This is a genomic window from Scandinavium sp. (genome assembly GCF_036271055.1).
GTDB lineage: Bacteria > Pseudomonadota > Gammaproteobacteria > Enterobacterales > Enterobacteriaceae > Scandinavium.
In genome coordinates, this window is sequence record NZ_DATBBJ010000073.1 from 354,953 (window position 1) to 370,391 (window position 15,439).

Consider the following 15,439-nt stretch of genomic DNA (forward strand, 5'->3'; position numbering starts at 1 on the left):
CAGCACACCGTTCTGTCTTTCTCAGCATTCTGACGTAGAGATAAGGCAAAACATGGCGCAGCATCCTACCTGCAAATGGTAAACGACGCAAAACTTACCCGGCTATCCGGTGACGCGTTTCTCGGTTTTTCGAGTGGTCGGAGCACACGAGTGAAGATAAGTCACAAAAGGGACAAGAAAGCGCCGAGTTGCGCAACAGATTCAAGGTGTTAGGCGAAGGCTGAAGGCGTTTTCACCCGGTGCTCAACTGAACACCGGGCGAGGGGGTTAGTGGGTTTCGTCGAACTGTAACAGTCTGCCGGTATTTCCGAGCACCATCAGCGTACTCAGGTTATGCAGTAAGGCGGCCACCAAAGCGCCTGCGCCGCCGAGCCAGCCGAGCGCTGCGGCGGCAACGATCAGGATGGTCCAGCCGAGACCGATAAAGACGTTGACCATCAGCGTCTGGCGACATTTGCGGCTCAAGCGGATGGCAGAGGCAATGCGGCGCAGATCGCTCCCGGTCAGCACCACATCTGCAGAGACGAGGGCGATATCCGCACCGTTCGCCCCCATCGCCATCCCAACGGCACCGGCTTTCAGCGCCAACGCGTCATTAATACCATCGCCCACCACCAACGGTCGCCAGCCTTCGTTGACGGCTTTTTGTACTACCTGCAATTTCGTGGCAGGCAGCGCCTGAGCTACCACTTCCTGAATACCCAACGACTGAGCGACACTGTTCGCCGCCGCCAGGCGATCACCGGTCAGCAGGAGCTGTTTATCAATGCCCATCTGGCGCAGTTCCTGTAACGCTTCGGGTGATTCCGGACGCAGCGTATCTGCCAGCAGCAGCCAGCCAAGGAACTGACCCTGATGGGCCACACCTACAATTGGCCCTTGATGGTCAGGCTGCGGGAGCGTCGTGATGGCGTATTCCGCGAAGAGATCAGCGCGTCCCAGCAGGGCAATACCTGAGTCGGTGCGGGCCACGATCCCCAGTCCCTGTTTTTCCTCTACGTCCTGAACCGACACCTTATTCTGCGCATCGACATATTCTGCCAGCGCATGGCTGACCGGGTGACTGCTGGTTGCGCCGAGCGAGGCGGCAAGTTGCAGGACTTGATCATACTTGCATTGCGGGGCAAGCACCGAATCCACCAGACGCAAACGACCTTGTGTTAGCGTACCGGTTTTATCGATGATCAGCGCGTCGACATCCGCCAGTTCTTCGAGAAACGCAGCATTACGGATCAGTACGCCATGACGGGCCGCCACAGCGATCCCTGCCATCGCAGTGGCTGGCGCGGAAAGCACCAACGCGCACGGACAGGCGGCGACCAGAACGGCAAGCATCGCCTGACTGTCGTAGGTTAAGAACCAGGTGCTGGCGGCGATCAGCAACACGAGGATCAAATATTGCGAGGCGTAACGTTCAAGCAAACGCGTAATCGGGGGCTTTGCCTGCTCGGCATCTTTCATTAAGGCAATCACTTTCCCCAGCGTCGATTGCTCGCCGGTATGCGTGACCTCCATGCGCAGCAGGCCGTTCAGGTTGATAGCGCCGCCGAAAATCAGCGTGCCGGGGCCTGCTTCCTGTGGCACCGATTCCCCGGTGATTGAGGCGACATCCAGGCTGGCGTAGCCGCTGATGATTTTGCCATCCGCAGGCACGTTGTCCCCGGCGCGGATCTCCACAATGTCGCCTTTTCGCACGGCGCGACTGTCGATTTCCTCAAGCGAATCATCGGCACGAACGCGTCGCGCTTTGCTGCGCGTGAGTTGCGTCAGCCCGGCAATCGCTTGTCGGGTGCCCATCACGCTGCGCTCTTCAAGCATATGGCCGAAGATCATCAGCACCGGCAACAGTGCGGCGGTGATCAAATCGCCCAGCGCCCAGGCTCCCAGCATGGCAAGCACAATCAATAAGTCCGTGACGCCATGCAGGTCAGGGTGGCGAAGGCTGTGCAGGCCCGCGCGAAAGACCGGAATGGCAACGATAAGCCAGGCCACGCCTGCTAACAGATCGCTGATAGCGGTCTGCTGCGGGGCAAGTGAACGCCAAAGCAGGCTCAACAGGATCAGGCCAATTGTCGTCATCGCCAGACTGAGCTGAACGGTCATTCGTCGCTGCTCTTCGGGCGTCAGCAGGGTCTGGCTAAAGTTAGGGTGGATATGCCCGTGACTGCATTGATGACTCATGGAATGCCTCCGTACCACTGCGATGAAGAGGAGGGCTGTTCAACCTGTGGTGTTGGCCCCGGTAAAATTAACTTGCTGTCGTCGTCCGGGTTGACGGTAATGACTTGTCCGGCGTGGGAGAGGACTGCCGAGATTTTCTCGCGCCAGATACGTTGCAGCATTCCGGCATCGCTGCCTGTGGCCCGCACCTGAGCCAGCTTAGTGATCGTTTGCGTAGCCACTTCCGCTTTGGCATGCATTTCGCTGCTGCTGGCTTGTGCCTGCTGGATAAGACGGTCTGCCTGCTGTTGCGATTTCTGCAACTGCAGCGTGGCCTCATTCTGCGCCTGAGCGATATTCTGCTCGGCGCGCTGGCTGGCCGTCAGAACGGCATTGAAGGCATCGACCGCATTGTCAGGCAGCGACGAAGCCACATCAACACGTTCAATGGTGATGCCGGGGTCGTTGTCACTGCCTTTCAACAGCGCCAAATCGTGAGCGATTTGCTGTTTCAAATCGCTGCGCAGACGGGATCGCTCCTGTGCCGCATGGCTGTCGTTCTGCAATGTTTCCGGGCGCGCCACCAGAATGGTGTCCAGATCGCGCCCGGCGGCGACCAGCGTCGCGGCGTGCTGTGCCAACCGGTCCAGTAGAGGGTCAATGTGTGATCGTTGCAGCACATAGCGCAAAGGCGAATGAATGCGATAAAAAACCTGCATGTTCAGCTGAACCACACCGGAATCGCCAGTCAACAGATAACCCGCACCAGCGCCTGCATCGCTGCTGCGCTGATCGGCAGACAATAGCTTCTGCTGTTCACTGCGCTGTAAGGGCAATACATCATGTTGAAGAATACGCGCTGGGCCGGGAATGATTTCGACGCGATCCACGGGCTTTGGCCACGCGAACAGCATACCGGAACTCTCCACGTTGACCGGTTTTCCGAAGCGGAACACCACCGCCTGCGTATCCGGCGTTATCTGGTGAAAGCTGGAAAAGACCCAGGCAAGTGCTGCCAGCAGCGTTGCGCCATACAGACTAAAGAAGGCAATCCGGTAGGACTGCCCCCACGGAGAGGCAACTGAGGGCTGTTTTTTCATGGATTGGCCTTATCCGCGTCGTCGGGTTTCTGCACCAACGCCTTGAACGGGGCGGTATCTGTGCTCAGCACAATGCGCGTACTTTTGTTCACCACATCATTGAGCGTATCAAGGGAACGCAGCAGGTTATAAAGCTGCGGATCAAGTGCATAGGCTTTGGCGTAAATTGCGGCGGAATCTTGCTGCGCCTGCGCGGTGATGGTCGCTGCTTTGATCGAGGCATCCGCTTCGGTGATGCGCGCTTCTTTATCGGCACGGGAATGAATTTCTGCGGCCTGGCGATTACCTTCTGCAGTGCGTTCGGTGGCAATGGTTTCACGTTCGGCACGCATTCTGTCCACGGTCGCGTTCAGGGTGACCGCCGGTAAGGTCAGGCGCTCAATGCCAACATCGATCAGCTCAATTCCGTAGCTGTTCAGCAATTGGGCTTTCAACTGTTGTTTGATCTGCTGCTCAAGCTGTGGGATTTTCACCTTACTGCCGTCAGTATTCACAATGTCTGACAGGCTGTAGTTACTGGTGGTGGTCTCCAGCGATGAGCCAATAAAGGTGCGAATCTGGCGCGCGGCTTCTTCTGGCTGATTTTGTACTGCCCGAATAAAGCGCAGAACATGAGGCTGATCAGGGCTCACTTTCCAGATAGCCCATGCCTGCACAATGACGCGCAGGCCGTCGCGCGTGCCGACATCCTGTAAGCCGCTGGAGGTGGAGCGGCTACGCAAATCAACTTCAACCGGCGTTTCGAACGGCGCTGGCAGTCGCCACGCGAGACCAGGATCGAGCAGCACGCGTACCGGGCTACCAAAACGGGTAATGATCGTCGCACTGCCCGCATGAACTTGCACCAGACAGGCGGTCAACAGGGCAAGCGTCACCAGCAGCGCGGCTACGCCGTAGCGGATCCACAGGCGACGCGGGCCGGTGGGTTTCTTCTGCGATTGCACAGGGGTCAACCCCACTTTTTCAGCGTTCGCCGGGGTGGAGATAGTACGGATTTTCATTGTGTGTGAACCTTAGTCATTCAGTGCTATCGGGAAGGTTGAGAAAACTGGCGCAAATCGAGAATCGACTGGTTTTTACCCGCGACCTGGCTATCCAGTATCAGCAGCGGCGTGTTCGCCAGCGCTTTGCTGTAGGTCTGATAACGACGCTCGTTGAGATACGCTTCCGGGTTAATTTCCCAGGCGTTGTGCTCGGCGCTGTAACGGGTCAGGGCAATATTGGCCTGCGCCTGCAACTCATTGGCCGTTGCAGTGGCAGCATCAATCGCCGTAGTCGCTTTTCGCTGTGCATCGTTAGCCTGCGAAGCTGAATAACCTCGTTCCCGGGCAATCTGGGCATTCGCCGTAATTTGCGCGGCCTGCACACCGTGATAGGCATTGGCCGCGCCAGCCGGTGGATGAATGGACTCTATGCGAGTGTTCAGCAATTCCACCCCGATATTGAGTGCGTTCAATCGCTTCTGGATTTCCGTATTCAGTGCCGTCGACATTGTGGCGCGTTGTTCATTCAGCAACGCATCCAGTTGTTGATGGGCAAAATACTGGGTCAGCACCTGGCGGGCGATACGCTGCAGCGTTGTGGACAGATTGTCTGTCTGGTACAGGCTGTTCATGGCATCAGCGTCGCTCATCCCCACGCGCCAGATCAGGCGAATGTCCATGTTTACTATCTGGAAACTCTGTTTATCGCCGTTGGCGCTGGCGATAATCTGGGCCTGGTCGGTCAGGTGACTGCTGTCCCACAAACGCCAACTTTCCTGCGGCGCAGGACCTTCGATGGTATTGGGGATTTTGACGCCGGGCTGTTCATCGACGGAGGATTTTTCGCTGAGTTGCAGTTCATGGACCGCGCCATAATCCACAAACACCACACGCCCAAAAGGCCACGGCAGGCCGAGATGCAAGCCGGGAGAAAGCACTTTCACCGGACGACCAAACTGTTCGTAAACACCGCGCTTATCGGCAGACACTTCATTCAAGCCGCTGACCAGCCAGCCGACGACGACGATACCGCAGACCACTGGCAGAAAAAGCTGGCCCATCAAGCGGAAAGCCTGGATCTTGCCGATATCAACGCCAAAGTGCTGAACGATTTTTTTACGCAGTTGCAGTAACGGACTCAGGGGCCAGCGGTACTGTTCGGCGATCAGGCTTTGAGTCAGGAACGGCGGCTGTTTCTCGGGATGCGGAAGGGTGCAGGCTGCAGCAAGGGCGCGCAGCAGAAACTCGGCGGCGACCAGCACCACCACTAAACTTGCGAGCCACATCAGCCAGTACGCACCCTGCGGGGAAAAACGGGAAACTGGCAATGCAACAGCCGTCAGCAGGAACAGGCTGAGTAGCGTTCGCAGCAACCCTACGGTCGCTGACTGTAATCCCCAACTGCGAACCCGGCGCAGGCTCAACATCCTTTCGCAAACAAGTAGCGCAAAGCACGCGGCAAGTAGCAGCGTACAGACCAGAATCAGCCCATTGTCGGGTGCCGAAAGGGTGGCGACGACAGAAAAATTATCCGAGACGAGATAAATCGCCAGCGCGGCGCTTATCGCTGTCAGCGCCAGTTGAAGGCAATGGTGAAGCCACAATTCAATACGCGGAGTGAATACGACGGGACCGAATTTGCGCGTTTTCACGCTGGCGTTTTCATCCAGGGGGAGAGAACGCGGAAGAGGGGAAACCGTGCGCAGCGCATTTTCAATGACCGCAAAGGCCAAGAGCAAAGAGGCCATCAAGGGGCGGGAAAAAACCATCCATGGTTCAGGGACGTCACTATACTGCATCAAGATATAAGCAATACCGGCAGCGCCCGTCAGCATGCAGACGAGCGATCGGCACCATAATAGACGAGAGCGTAGACGCGTTTCCTGGTGGGTGTTTTCACTTTGAAGATTGGGCACCATGACGGCTCCAGCGAAAAGACAAAAAGACAGCCTGTAGCAACAGGCAGTGAGTACAGAAACGGAGAAAGGTTATAACATAACAAGAAAATCACAAGTGACATATGGGACAAAAGGGCACAAAGATGCGTCAATATGTGTCGGAGCGATTCGCACGCCAGAAAGCCTTAAACAGGAGCATGTATGAAAATTATTCGTAGTGGTTCGCTGCCGTCGGTCAAAGGGCCAGAGGCATGGTTTAGCGGTACAGTGAGGATTGATGCGCCATTTCAGGCGACAGAACCGGCCAAAGTGGGCGGGGCAACCGTCACCTTTGAACCCGGCGCACGTACCGCGTGGCATACGCATCCGTTAGGACAAACGCTAATTGTCACGCAGGGCCGTGGCTGGTTGCAGGAAGAGGGCAAAGAAGCAGAAGTGCTTAATCAGGGGGATATTGCGTGGATCCCGCCCGGCGTAAAACACTGGCATGGCGCGAGTTCCGTCACTGCAATGACCCATATTGCTATTGCCGAAGCGGAGAACGGCTCCCCCGTGACCTGGCTTGAGAAAGTGACCGACGAACAGTACGCCGGACGCTAATAATCAGTGGATAAGAGTGAGCGTGCGGGTCACCGTTACGCTCTCGTTATTGCCAAAATTGTCGCAACGAAAAGACGTTGATAGCTAATTTTGTGCTGAGCAAATGTAAATAAATTGTTTCTCATGCGGCGCAACCCCTTCTAATAATGCAGACATGTTCCTCATAACGAGCCTGCGACATGTCTTATCGAATCAGTATTCTGGATAAAAGCCCACTGGCGGATGGCGAGACCGCATCTCAGGCGCTCGCGCGTACCCTGGCGTTGGCACAGCAAGCGGATGCCTGGGGTTATCACCGTTTTTGGATTGCCGAACATCACAACACTCCGCAATTGGCGAGTCCGTCACCGGAAGTGGTGATTGGCTGGCTGCTCGGGCAAACGCGGCGCATTCGTATCGGCTCTGGTGGCGTGATGCTGCAACATTACAGCCCGTACAAAGTGGCGGAAAACTTCAATCTGTTGGCCTCATTGGCTCCGGGGCGGGTGGATTTAGGTGTCGGGAAAGCACCCGGTGGCCTGCCGCATTCCACTCGCGCGTTGCAGCAAGGCGTGGATCCACAAGCCAAGGGCACTTTTGCCGATCAATTGACTCAACTGGATAGCTGGTTGTCGCAGACCCGCGTAGAAAGCGCTGACACGGTACTTGCCACGCCAATCCCGCCGCAACGCCCGGACGGCTTTCTGCTTGGCGCAAGTCTCGAAAGTGCAGAGCTTGCCGCGCAACTGGACTGGAACTTTGTTTTTGCCGCGCATCTCAATGGAGATAAAAATTTGCTGCGTGAGGTGATCACTCGTTGGCGCTCGCTCAGCCTGCGGAACGTCATTATCGCGGTGCAGGTTATTGTGGCTGCGGATGCCGAACAAGCGTCAACCCTGGCGGAGCAGGTTGAAGTGTGGGGCGTGCGGCTGGAAAACGGTCAGCGTGTGTCGGTTGCCAGCCAGCAGCAGGCGGAAGCCTTTGCGCATCAGGCGGGCAGCCCGGCGGTGGAAATAGTCCGTCGCGAATCCTCTCTCATTGCCGGCACTGCGTTGCAGGTACGCGCTCAGCTTGACGCGTTGCATCAATACTACGGTGTGGATGAGTTCATTATCGACACCCCGATTACCGAAGGCGCAGCCCGACTGACATCGTTACGTCTGCTGGCTGAGGTGCTCAACCGCGCGGAGGTGCTGTCATGAGCTTCGAACAACAGTTGATTGCCTGGCGTCGTGAATTACACCAGTTCCCTGAGTTATCTCTGCAAGAGTTCGTTACCACGGCGCGCATTCGCGACTGGCTGCAAAGCGCTGGACTGACTATTTTGCCTTACGCGCTTAAAACTGGCGTGGTGGTAGAAATCGGTAAAGGCGAAAAGGTGATTGCCCTGCGTGCAGATATCGATGCATTGCCGATTGAAGAAGCAACTGACGTCGCCTTCCGTTCACAAAATGCGGGCGTGATGCATGCCTGCGGACATGATGTTCACACCAGCGTCATGCTCGGTGCGGCGCTGCTGCTCAAAGCGCGCGAAGCGGAATTACCCGGCCGCGTACGCATCCTTTTTCAGCCAGCCGAAGAGAGTTTTGGTGGCGCAAAAACGCTGATCCGCGCGGGCGCGCTGGAAGGGGTTTCCGCTATTTTCGGCATGCATAACGAACCTGGGCTGCCGGTGGGCGCCTTTGCTACTCGCGGCGGAGCGTTTTACGCCAACGTCGATCGCTTTGTGGTGCGAGTACACGGAAAGGGCGCCCACGCAGCCCGCCCTCATGAAGGAAAGGACGCCATTTTGCTTGCCAGTCAACTGGTGAGCGCGTTGCAAAGTGTCGCCAGTCGCGAGGTAAACACGCTGGATTCGGTGGTGCTCAGCGTGACGCGGATTCAGGGCGGCAATACCTGGAACGTGTTGCCGGAAAATGTCGAACTGGAAGGCACGCTGCGCACGCATCGCACCGAGGTGCAGCAGCAGGTCAAAGCGCGAGTCAGTGAAATTGCCGCCGGATTTGCCAGCGCGTTTAACGCCCAAATTGACGTCATCTGGCATGCGGGGCCAACCGCGTTGGTGAATACCGCCGAATGGGCAGACTTTGCCACGTCCGTTGCTGACGAAGAGGGCTACCGCACTACAACGGCCGATTTGCATATGGGCGGTGAAGATTTTGCCGTCTATCTACAGCAAATACCGGGTGCGTTCGTCAGTATCGGCAGCGCCAGTGAATTTGGTTTACACCATCCGGCGTTTAATCCGGATGAAAAGTTGATTGCCCCAGCGGCACATTATTTTGCCGCGCTGGCAGAAAAAGCCTTACACAACATTTAATCACGCAATTCTAATATTACCGGCAGGGTAAGGGGTCATTATGTCTTCAGCACGGCAATTACGGCTTGGCACGATATTACATGGGGCTTCAGGAAATATGTCTGCCTGGCGTCACCCGGCGGCGCAGGCCGACGCAAGTATTAATTTTGAGTTTGTAAAACAGACGGCGTTAAAAGCAGAAGAAGGGAAGCTGGATTTTATTTTTGTTGCTGACGGGTTATATATCAACGAGAAATCCATTCCGCATTTTTTAAATCGCTTTGAGCCGCTAACGGTATTATCGGCGTTGGCGAGCGTGACGAAGCACCTTGGCCTGGTTGGCACCTTATCCACCTCCTACAGCGAGCCGTTTATCACCGCGCGCCAGTTTGCCAGTCTGGATCATTTGAGTAACGGGCGTGCAGGCTGGAACGTGGTGACATCGCCGCTGGAAGGCTCCGCGAAGAATTTCTCTCGTGCGCAGCATCCGGACCACGCCCTGCGTTACCGCATCGCCGATGAATATTTGCAGGTAGTGAAAGGGCTATGGGATTCCTGGGAAGAAGACGCGTTTGTACGTAATAAAGAAAGCGGGCAATTCTTTGATGCCACTAAATTGCACGCCATTGACCATCACGGAGATTTTTTCCAGGTCGCCGGACCGCTGAATATTGGTCGCACGCCTCAGGGCAGGCCGATCATATTTCAGGCCGGTGCATCGGACGACGGGAAAAAACTGGCGGCGACGCACGCTGACGCCATTTTTACGCATCACGAGTCGCTGGCCGAAGCGCAGGTGTTTTATCAGGATGTGAAAAGTCAGCTTGAAACTCACGGCCGCCGTGCGGATCAACTGCATATTTTCCAGGGCGTGAGCGTGATTGTCGGCGACGATGCCGATGACGTTGAGCAGCAATATCAGACTACCGCCGCATTGGTGTCCGTTGAAGACGCGCTTAATTATCTCGGACGTTATTTCGAGCACCATGATTTCAGCCAGTATCCGCTGGACGAACCGTTCCCGGAACTGGGTAATTTAGGCCAGAACAGCTTCCGTAGCACCACCGATGAAATCAAACGCAATGCGCAGACACACGGTTTGACGCTGCGCCAGGTTGCTCTGGAAGCTGCCAGCCCGCGCCCGCGTTTTTCAGGCACCGCCGAAGAAGTGGCTGATGGGTTGCAACTGTGGTTCGACAGCCACGCCGCCGACGGTTTCATCATTCAGGGCGGCACACCGGATACCTTCCCGCGCTTTGTCGATCGCGTTGTGCCCGTACTCCAGGGGCGTGGTCTGTTCCGTCACGACTATCCCGGCCACACCTTGCGTGAAAGCTTAGGTTTGTCGCTGCCCATCAATCAATTCACACAAAAATAAGAGACTTCACCATGCAAAAATCATCGCTGCTGCTTGCCATCGCGCTGGCTTTTTCCGGACTGGCGCAGGCCAATGACGTCACCATTAACGGCACGGGCGTGAGCGTCGAAGCCAATAAAACACCGGTCAATACCGACAAAAACCCTTCGGCTATTTCGCAACTGCCAGCCGGGTTTAAACCGGCAGTACCGGGTAAATTTACCGTCGCGGTGGCAGGGCTGAATCAGCCGCCGCTGACCGTGTTCTCTGACGACAATAAAACGCTGCTCGGCAGTGAAGTGGATATCGCCCGTCTTGTCGCTGACAGCCTTGGGCTGCAATTAAACGTCGTCGTGACCTCATGGGAAGACTGGCCGCTCGGCGTGGCATCTGGCAAATATGACGCCGCAGTCAGCAATATTACGGTCACAAAAGAGCGCAAAGAGAAGTTTGATTTTGCGACTTACCGGAAAGATTCCCTCGGTTTCTACGTTAAATCGGGCAGTCAGATCAGCAAAATTGAAACTGCGCCGGATATCGCCGGGCTGAACATCATCGTCGGGTCCGGCACCAATCAGGAAGCCATTCTACTGGCGTGGAATGCCGAAAACCTCAAAAAAGGCTTAAAACCGTTCACCCCGATTTACACCAAAGACGATGCCGCACAAACCCTGGCGTTACAGTCCGGGCGCGCAGATGCGTTCTTTGGCCCGAACGTGATTGGCGCGTGGAAAGCGGCGCTGAACGGCAAAACCAAACTGGTTGGCAGCGTGGATGGCGGCTGGCCGAAGGCGGCACACATCGCCGTAACGCTGAAAAAAGGCAGCGGATTAGCTGAGCCCGTTCAAACGGCGCTGAATGGCGTCATCAAAAACGGCGATTACGACAAAGTGCTGAACCGTTGGGGCGAAGGCGTCGAGCGCATTCCGCAGTCTGAAGTGAACCCTGCCGGACTCGGCGATTAAGGAGCCCACCATGAGCGAACGCTTTCGTGATGTCTCGCCGGAAGACGCTGAACTCCAGCCGATTCTGAACGGTCTGTTTGCCGAATACGCCGCGCGTTATGGCGACTATTTCTCGCGTGATGCCGAGGTGGAAAACACCGAGTGGTATCTCGCCCCACAGGGGCTATTTATCGTACTTGAACGTGACGGGGTGATCATCGCGACCGGCGCGTACAAACCCTATGACGCTCAGACGGCCGAAATCAAACGCATCTGGACCGACAAGACGCTACGCCAGCAAGGGCTTGCCGGGCGAATTGTCGCCGAACTGGAAAGAAGGGCGCTGCTTGCCGGTTACAGCCAGATGTACCTGACAACCGGGTTTCGCCAGCCAGAAGCGGTGCGCTTGTATTTGAGCCAGGGCTATCAGCCGCAATTCGATCTCAACCGTGATCCGGAAGAGTACAGCCGACCGCCGTTTGACGGACGCCTTCGGTTCACCAAAGTGCTGGCGGTTCCTGCGCTCAGCAAAAGTGCCTGAGGAGTGACGATGAAAAGCAATGAGATCATCAAAGTGGTGCCAGCGCGGTATCCGCTGCGGATTGTCGGGGCCGGCGTGGCGCTGTTGATTCTGGCGATTGTCGTTCAGTCGGTAGCGTTTAACCCGCGCTGGGAATGGGGCGTATTCGCTCGTTGGTTCTTTGACCCGGTGATTCTGGAAGGATTAGGACAGACGCTGTTATTGACGCTGCTCGGCACGGTTTTGAGCGTGATTTTCGGCGGCGTACTGGCGCTTTCCCGGCTCTCATCATCCTGGTTACTCAGCAGCCTGGCCTGGGCGTATATCTGGCTGTTTCGCTCGCTCCCGCTGATTGTGGTGCTGATCGTTCTCTACAATTTTTCGTATCTCTACGACACGCTGTCGCTCGGCATTCCCTTCACCGGTATCGAATGGGTGAGTTACCAGACCATCAACGTACTGGGGCAGTTCTCCACCGCCGTTGTCGGTTTGACGCTGGTGCAAAGCGCGTATACGGCTGAAATCATTCGCGGCGGTTTTTTGGGTGTCGATCATGGGCAGTACGAAGCCGCATCTGCACTCGGTTTGCCTGCATGGCGGCGTACACTGCGCATTATTCTGCCGCAGGCGTTACGCACTATTTTACCGTCCGGTTTCAACGAAATTATCAGCCTCGCCAAAGGCACAGCGATGGTTTATGTGCTGGCGATGCCGGAGCTGTTTTACACCATCCAGATGATTTACAACCGCACGCAGGAAGTGATCCCGCTGCTGATGGTGGGCGCGGTGTGGTATCTGGTGATCACCAGTTTCCTCTCCGCGATTCAGTATCTGGTGGAACGTGCGCTGGCGAAGAGTGAACGCCGCTCTGCTGTGAACAGCAACCGCAGCCGCGTCGTAACGCCTGCATCTCCTGCAACTGCCCCGGAGGCCGCACATGCTCAACTCTCCTGAAGGCCATATTTCGATTACCGGCGTCAGTAAATATTATGGCCGTCACAAGGCGCTGGATAACGTATCGCTGGAGATCCCACCCGGCACAGTGACGGTGATTTTAGGCCCGTCCGGTTCGGGGAAATCGACGCTGCTGCGCACCATTAACCATCTGGAACGCGTCGACGAAGGTTTTATCCAGATTGACGGCGATTACATCGGCTATCGTCGACAGGGCGACAAGCTGTATGAACTTAAAGAGAAAGAGATCCTCCGTCAGCGCGTCAACGTGGGTTATGTGTTTCAGAACTTTAATCTGTTCCCGCACATGACGGTGCTGGAAAACCTGATTGAAGCCCCGGTGGCGCATCGTCAGCTCAGCAAGAAACAGGCGATTGAGCGCGCTTATGAATTGCTGGATGTGGTTGGATTACGCAACAAAGCCGATGCATGGTCGCGGCATCTTTCCGGCGGTCAACAGCAGCGCATTGCTATTGCGCGGGCGTTGGCGTTGAGGCCGCGCGTGATGCTGTTTGATGAACCGACCTCGGCGCTCGATCCGGAACTTGTCGGAGAGGTACTGGACGTTATCAAAACGCTGGCGCGTTCCGGTACGACGCTGGTCGTCGTGACCCATGAGATTGGTTTCGCGCGTGAAGTGGCCGATCAAGTCGTGTTTATGGTCGACGGAAAAATCGTTGAACAGGGCGAAAGTGAAGCGGTGCTCAACCACCCGCAACACCCGCGAACGCGTCAGTTTTTATCGAAGGTACTGTCATGACGAAATGGACATTATTGGGCGCATTGCTCTGCGCCAGCGGCGCGATGGCAGAAGGGCACATCGACCTGAAAGCCAACGAACAACCGTTGCCCGTCACGCGCGATGAAAAGGCGATCGCGAAGATCCCGGCAAACTATAAATTCGTTGAACCCGGTACGCTGACGGTCGCCATTTCAGCGTTAAATTCACCTCCACTGGCGCTACTCGCCAGCGATAATCGCACACGCATCGGCAGTGACCCCGATATTGCCCGTTTGCTGGCGGGCAGTCTTGGCCTGAAATTGAAACTGGTGCCAACGGCGTGGGAAGACTGGCCGCTTGGGATCACCTCCGGGCGTTATGACGTGGCGCTGGTCAACATTGCCGTCACCGAACAGCGCAAAGAGAAGTTCGATTTCGCCACCTATCGCGTCGATTCGCTGGCCTTTTCGGTAAAAGCAGATAGCCCGATTCAGGCGGTGAAAGGCCCGGCCGATCTCTCCGGCAAAAAAGTGATTGTCGGCTCCGGCACTAATCAGGAGCGCATTTTGCTCGGCTGGAACACGATCAATGAGAAAGCAGGGCGTGCGCCAGCATTGCCGGTGTATTTGACCGATGATGCGTCGGGTAATTTGTATATTCAGTCCGGACGCGCGGATGTGTTCTTTGGACCACAGTCTGTCTCGGCTTATAAAGCCGCGTTAACGGGTAAAACCAAAGTGGTCGGTCTGGGTCCGAAAAAAGCCTTTGTCGCCACCACCACTAAAAAAGGCAACCAACTGGTTTATGCCTTACAGGCGGCACTCGATGGCGGTATTGCCCGTGGGGACGTGCCGCGCATTCTTGCCCGTTGGGGTGAAGACGGTGAAGGCGTCGCACAATCCGACGTGAACCCGCCAGGGATCACCTATTAAGCATTTGGGTCCATACTGTTGTTTCTGCATCCACAGAGGAACAACGTATGTTAACGCTCTATGGTGTGCCGGGCTGGGGCTCGGCAATCAGCGAAGTGATGCTGACGATGGCGGACATGCCGTACCATTTTGTTGATGTGAACGGCTTCGACAGCCCGGGCCCTCAGCATGATGTGCTTGAACAAATCAATCCCCTTTGCCAGGTGCCAACGCTGCGCCTGGAGGACGGGACGATCATGACTGAATCGGCGGCTATTGCGCTGATGATCCTCGATAAGCATCCAGAACTTGCACCGGCCATCGGTATGCCGCAACGGCATCTGTTCCAGCGTCTGTTGGTATGGTTGGTCGCGAATGTCTACCCGACTTTCACTTACGCGGATTATCCGGAACGTTTTACGCCAGATGCACCGGAACAGTTGAAAAACAGTTGTATTGCTTACCGAAAAACGCTGTACCTGTGGCTGGATCAACAACTGGCGGGACCGTATGCAATGGGTGACAGTGTCACGCTGCTCGATGCTTATATTGTAGTGATGAGAACCTGGGGACCCCGTGCGGCGTGGTTTGCGGAAAACACACCGAGGATTAGCGCCATTGCCGACTACATCGCTCAGCGTGAAGAACTGCAAAACGTTTTGCGTAAAAACGACATCTTAACTGCACAAAACGCCAATTAAGACGCTGAGAAGGTGATAGTTTTAAGCAACACAATAAGGAGACCACCATGCCGCACGTAGACATCAAATGCTTTCCCCGTGATCTGAACGACGAACAAAAAACCGCGCTGGCGGCCGACATTGCGGCAGCCATTACCCGTCATCTGGGCAGTAAAGATGGCGCGATCAGCGTCGCGTTGAATCAGGTCGCTGAGACCGACTGGAAATCGCAGGTTTGGGATACAGAAATCGCGCCTCAGCTTGAGACGTTGATTAAAAAACCGGGTTACAGTCTGTAACTATCCTCTGTAGATTGCCCGGCAAGCGTGCGCT

At 55.9% G+C, this 15,439-nt stretch carries 13 protein-coding genes and 1 pseudogene; 10 read left to right on the forward strand and 4 right to left on the reverse strand.

Going from position 1 to position 15,439, the window contains the following annotated elements; genetic code table 11:
* Positions 1–267: 267 nt before the first annotated feature.
* Genes VH187_RS15440 through hflK (VH187_RS15455) form a run of 4 tightly spaced genes read right to left on the reverse strand, consistent with a single transcriptional unit; the run spans position 268 to position 6,162 of the window.
* Complete coding sequence (locus tag VH187_RS15440) at positions 268–2,181, reverse strand: heavy metal translocating P-type ATPase (RefSeq protein ID WP_329702324.1); 1,914 nt, start codon at positions 2,179–2,181, stop codon at positions 268–270.
* Positions 2,178–3,260, reverse strand: a complete 1,083-nt coding sequence (hflK, locus tag VH187_RS15445; RefSeq protein ID WP_329702325.1) for a protease modulator HflK — start codon at positions 3,258–3,260, stop codon at positions 2,178–2,180. The genes VH187_RS15440 and hflK (VH187_RS15445) overlap by 4 nt, the downstream gene beginning before the upstream one ends.
* Positions 3,257–4,261 (reverse strand): protease modulator HflC, encoded by a 1,005-nt coding sequence (hflC, locus tag VH187_RS15450; RefSeq protein WP_329702326.1) that lies wholly within the window; start codon positions 4,259–4,261, stop codon positions 3,257–3,259. The genes hflK (VH187_RS15445) and hflC overlap by 4 nt, the downstream gene beginning before the upstream one ends.
* Positions 4,262–4,287: 26 nt before the next feature.
* A complete protein-coding gene (gene hflK, locus VH187_RS15455; protein WP_329702327.1) occupies positions 4,288–6,162 on the reverse strand; it encodes a protease modulator HflK in 1,875 nt (624 codons plus the stop codon).
* A 180-nt stretch (positions 6,163–6,342) separates the two neighbouring features.
* Between hflK (VH187_RS15455) and VH187_RS15460 the strand changes: the two genes are divergently transcribed.
* From VH187_RS15460 to pptA, 10 genes and pseudogenes are all read left to right on the forward strand, one after another.
* Entirely contained in the window at positions 6,343–6,741 is a 399-nt protein-coding gene (locus VH187_RS15460; protein ID WP_329702328.1) for a (R)-mandelonitrile lyase, read from the forward strand.
* A gap of 179 nt (positions 6,742–6,920) precedes the next feature.
* Positions 6,921–7,922, forward strand: a complete 1,002-nt coding sequence (locus VH187_RS15465; protein ID WP_329702329.1) for an LLM class flavin-dependent oxidoreductase — start codon at positions 6,921–6,923, stop codon at positions 7,920–7,922.
* Complete coding sequence (locus tag VH187_RS15470; RefSeq protein WP_329702330.1) at positions 7,919–9,040, forward strand: M20 peptidase aminoacylase family protein; 1,122 nt, start codon at positions 7,919–7,921, stop codon at positions 9,038–9,040. Before VH187_RS15465 ends, VH187_RS15470 begins: the two co-directional genes overlap by 4 nt.
* A 40-nt stretch (positions 9,041–9,080) precedes the next feature.
* Positions 9,081–11,341: pseudogene (locus VH187_RS15475) on the forward strand (NtaA/DmoA family FMN-dependent monooxygenase).
* 10 nt (positions 11,342–11,351) lie between these two features.
* Positions 11,352–11,861 carry a GNAT family N-acetyltransferase gene (locus tag VH187_RS15480; protein ID WP_329702331.1) on the forward strand — a complete coding sequence of 170 codons (510 nt, stop codon included), beginning with the start codon at positions 11,352–11,354 and terminating at the stop codon, positions 11,859–11,861.
* Positions 11,862–11,870: 9 nt separating this feature from the next.
* Complete coding sequence (locus VH187_RS15485; protein WP_329702332.1) at positions 11,871–12,794, forward strand: amino acid ABC transporter permease; 924 nt, start codon at positions 11,871–11,873, stop codon at positions 12,792–12,794.
* A complete protein-coding gene (locus VH187_RS15490) occupies positions 12,778–13,554 on the forward strand; it encodes an amino acid ABC transporter ATP-binding protein (RefSeq protein WP_329702333.1) in 777 nt (258 codons plus the stop codon). Before VH187_RS15485 ends, VH187_RS15490 begins: the two co-directional genes overlap by 17 nt.
* 44 nt (positions 13,555–13,598) lie before the next feature.
* Positions 13,599–14,447, forward strand: a complete 849-nt coding sequence (locus VH187_RS15495) for a transporter substrate-binding domain-containing protein (RefSeq protein ID WP_329702481.1) — start codon at positions 13,599–13,601, stop codon at positions 14,445–14,447.
* 47 nt (positions 14,448–14,494) lie between these two features.
* A complete protein-coding gene (locus VH187_RS15500; protein ID WP_329702334.1) occupies positions 14,495–15,127 on the forward strand; it encodes a glutathione S-transferase family protein in 633 nt (210 codons plus the stop codon).
* A gap of 47 nt (positions 15,128–15,174) precedes the next feature.
* Complete coding sequence (gene pptA, locus VH187_RS15505; RefSeq protein WP_329702335.1) at positions 15,175–15,405, forward strand: tautomerase PptA; 231 nt, start codon at positions 15,175–15,177, stop codon at positions 15,403–15,405.
* Positions 15,406–15,439: the final 34 nt, after the last annotated feature.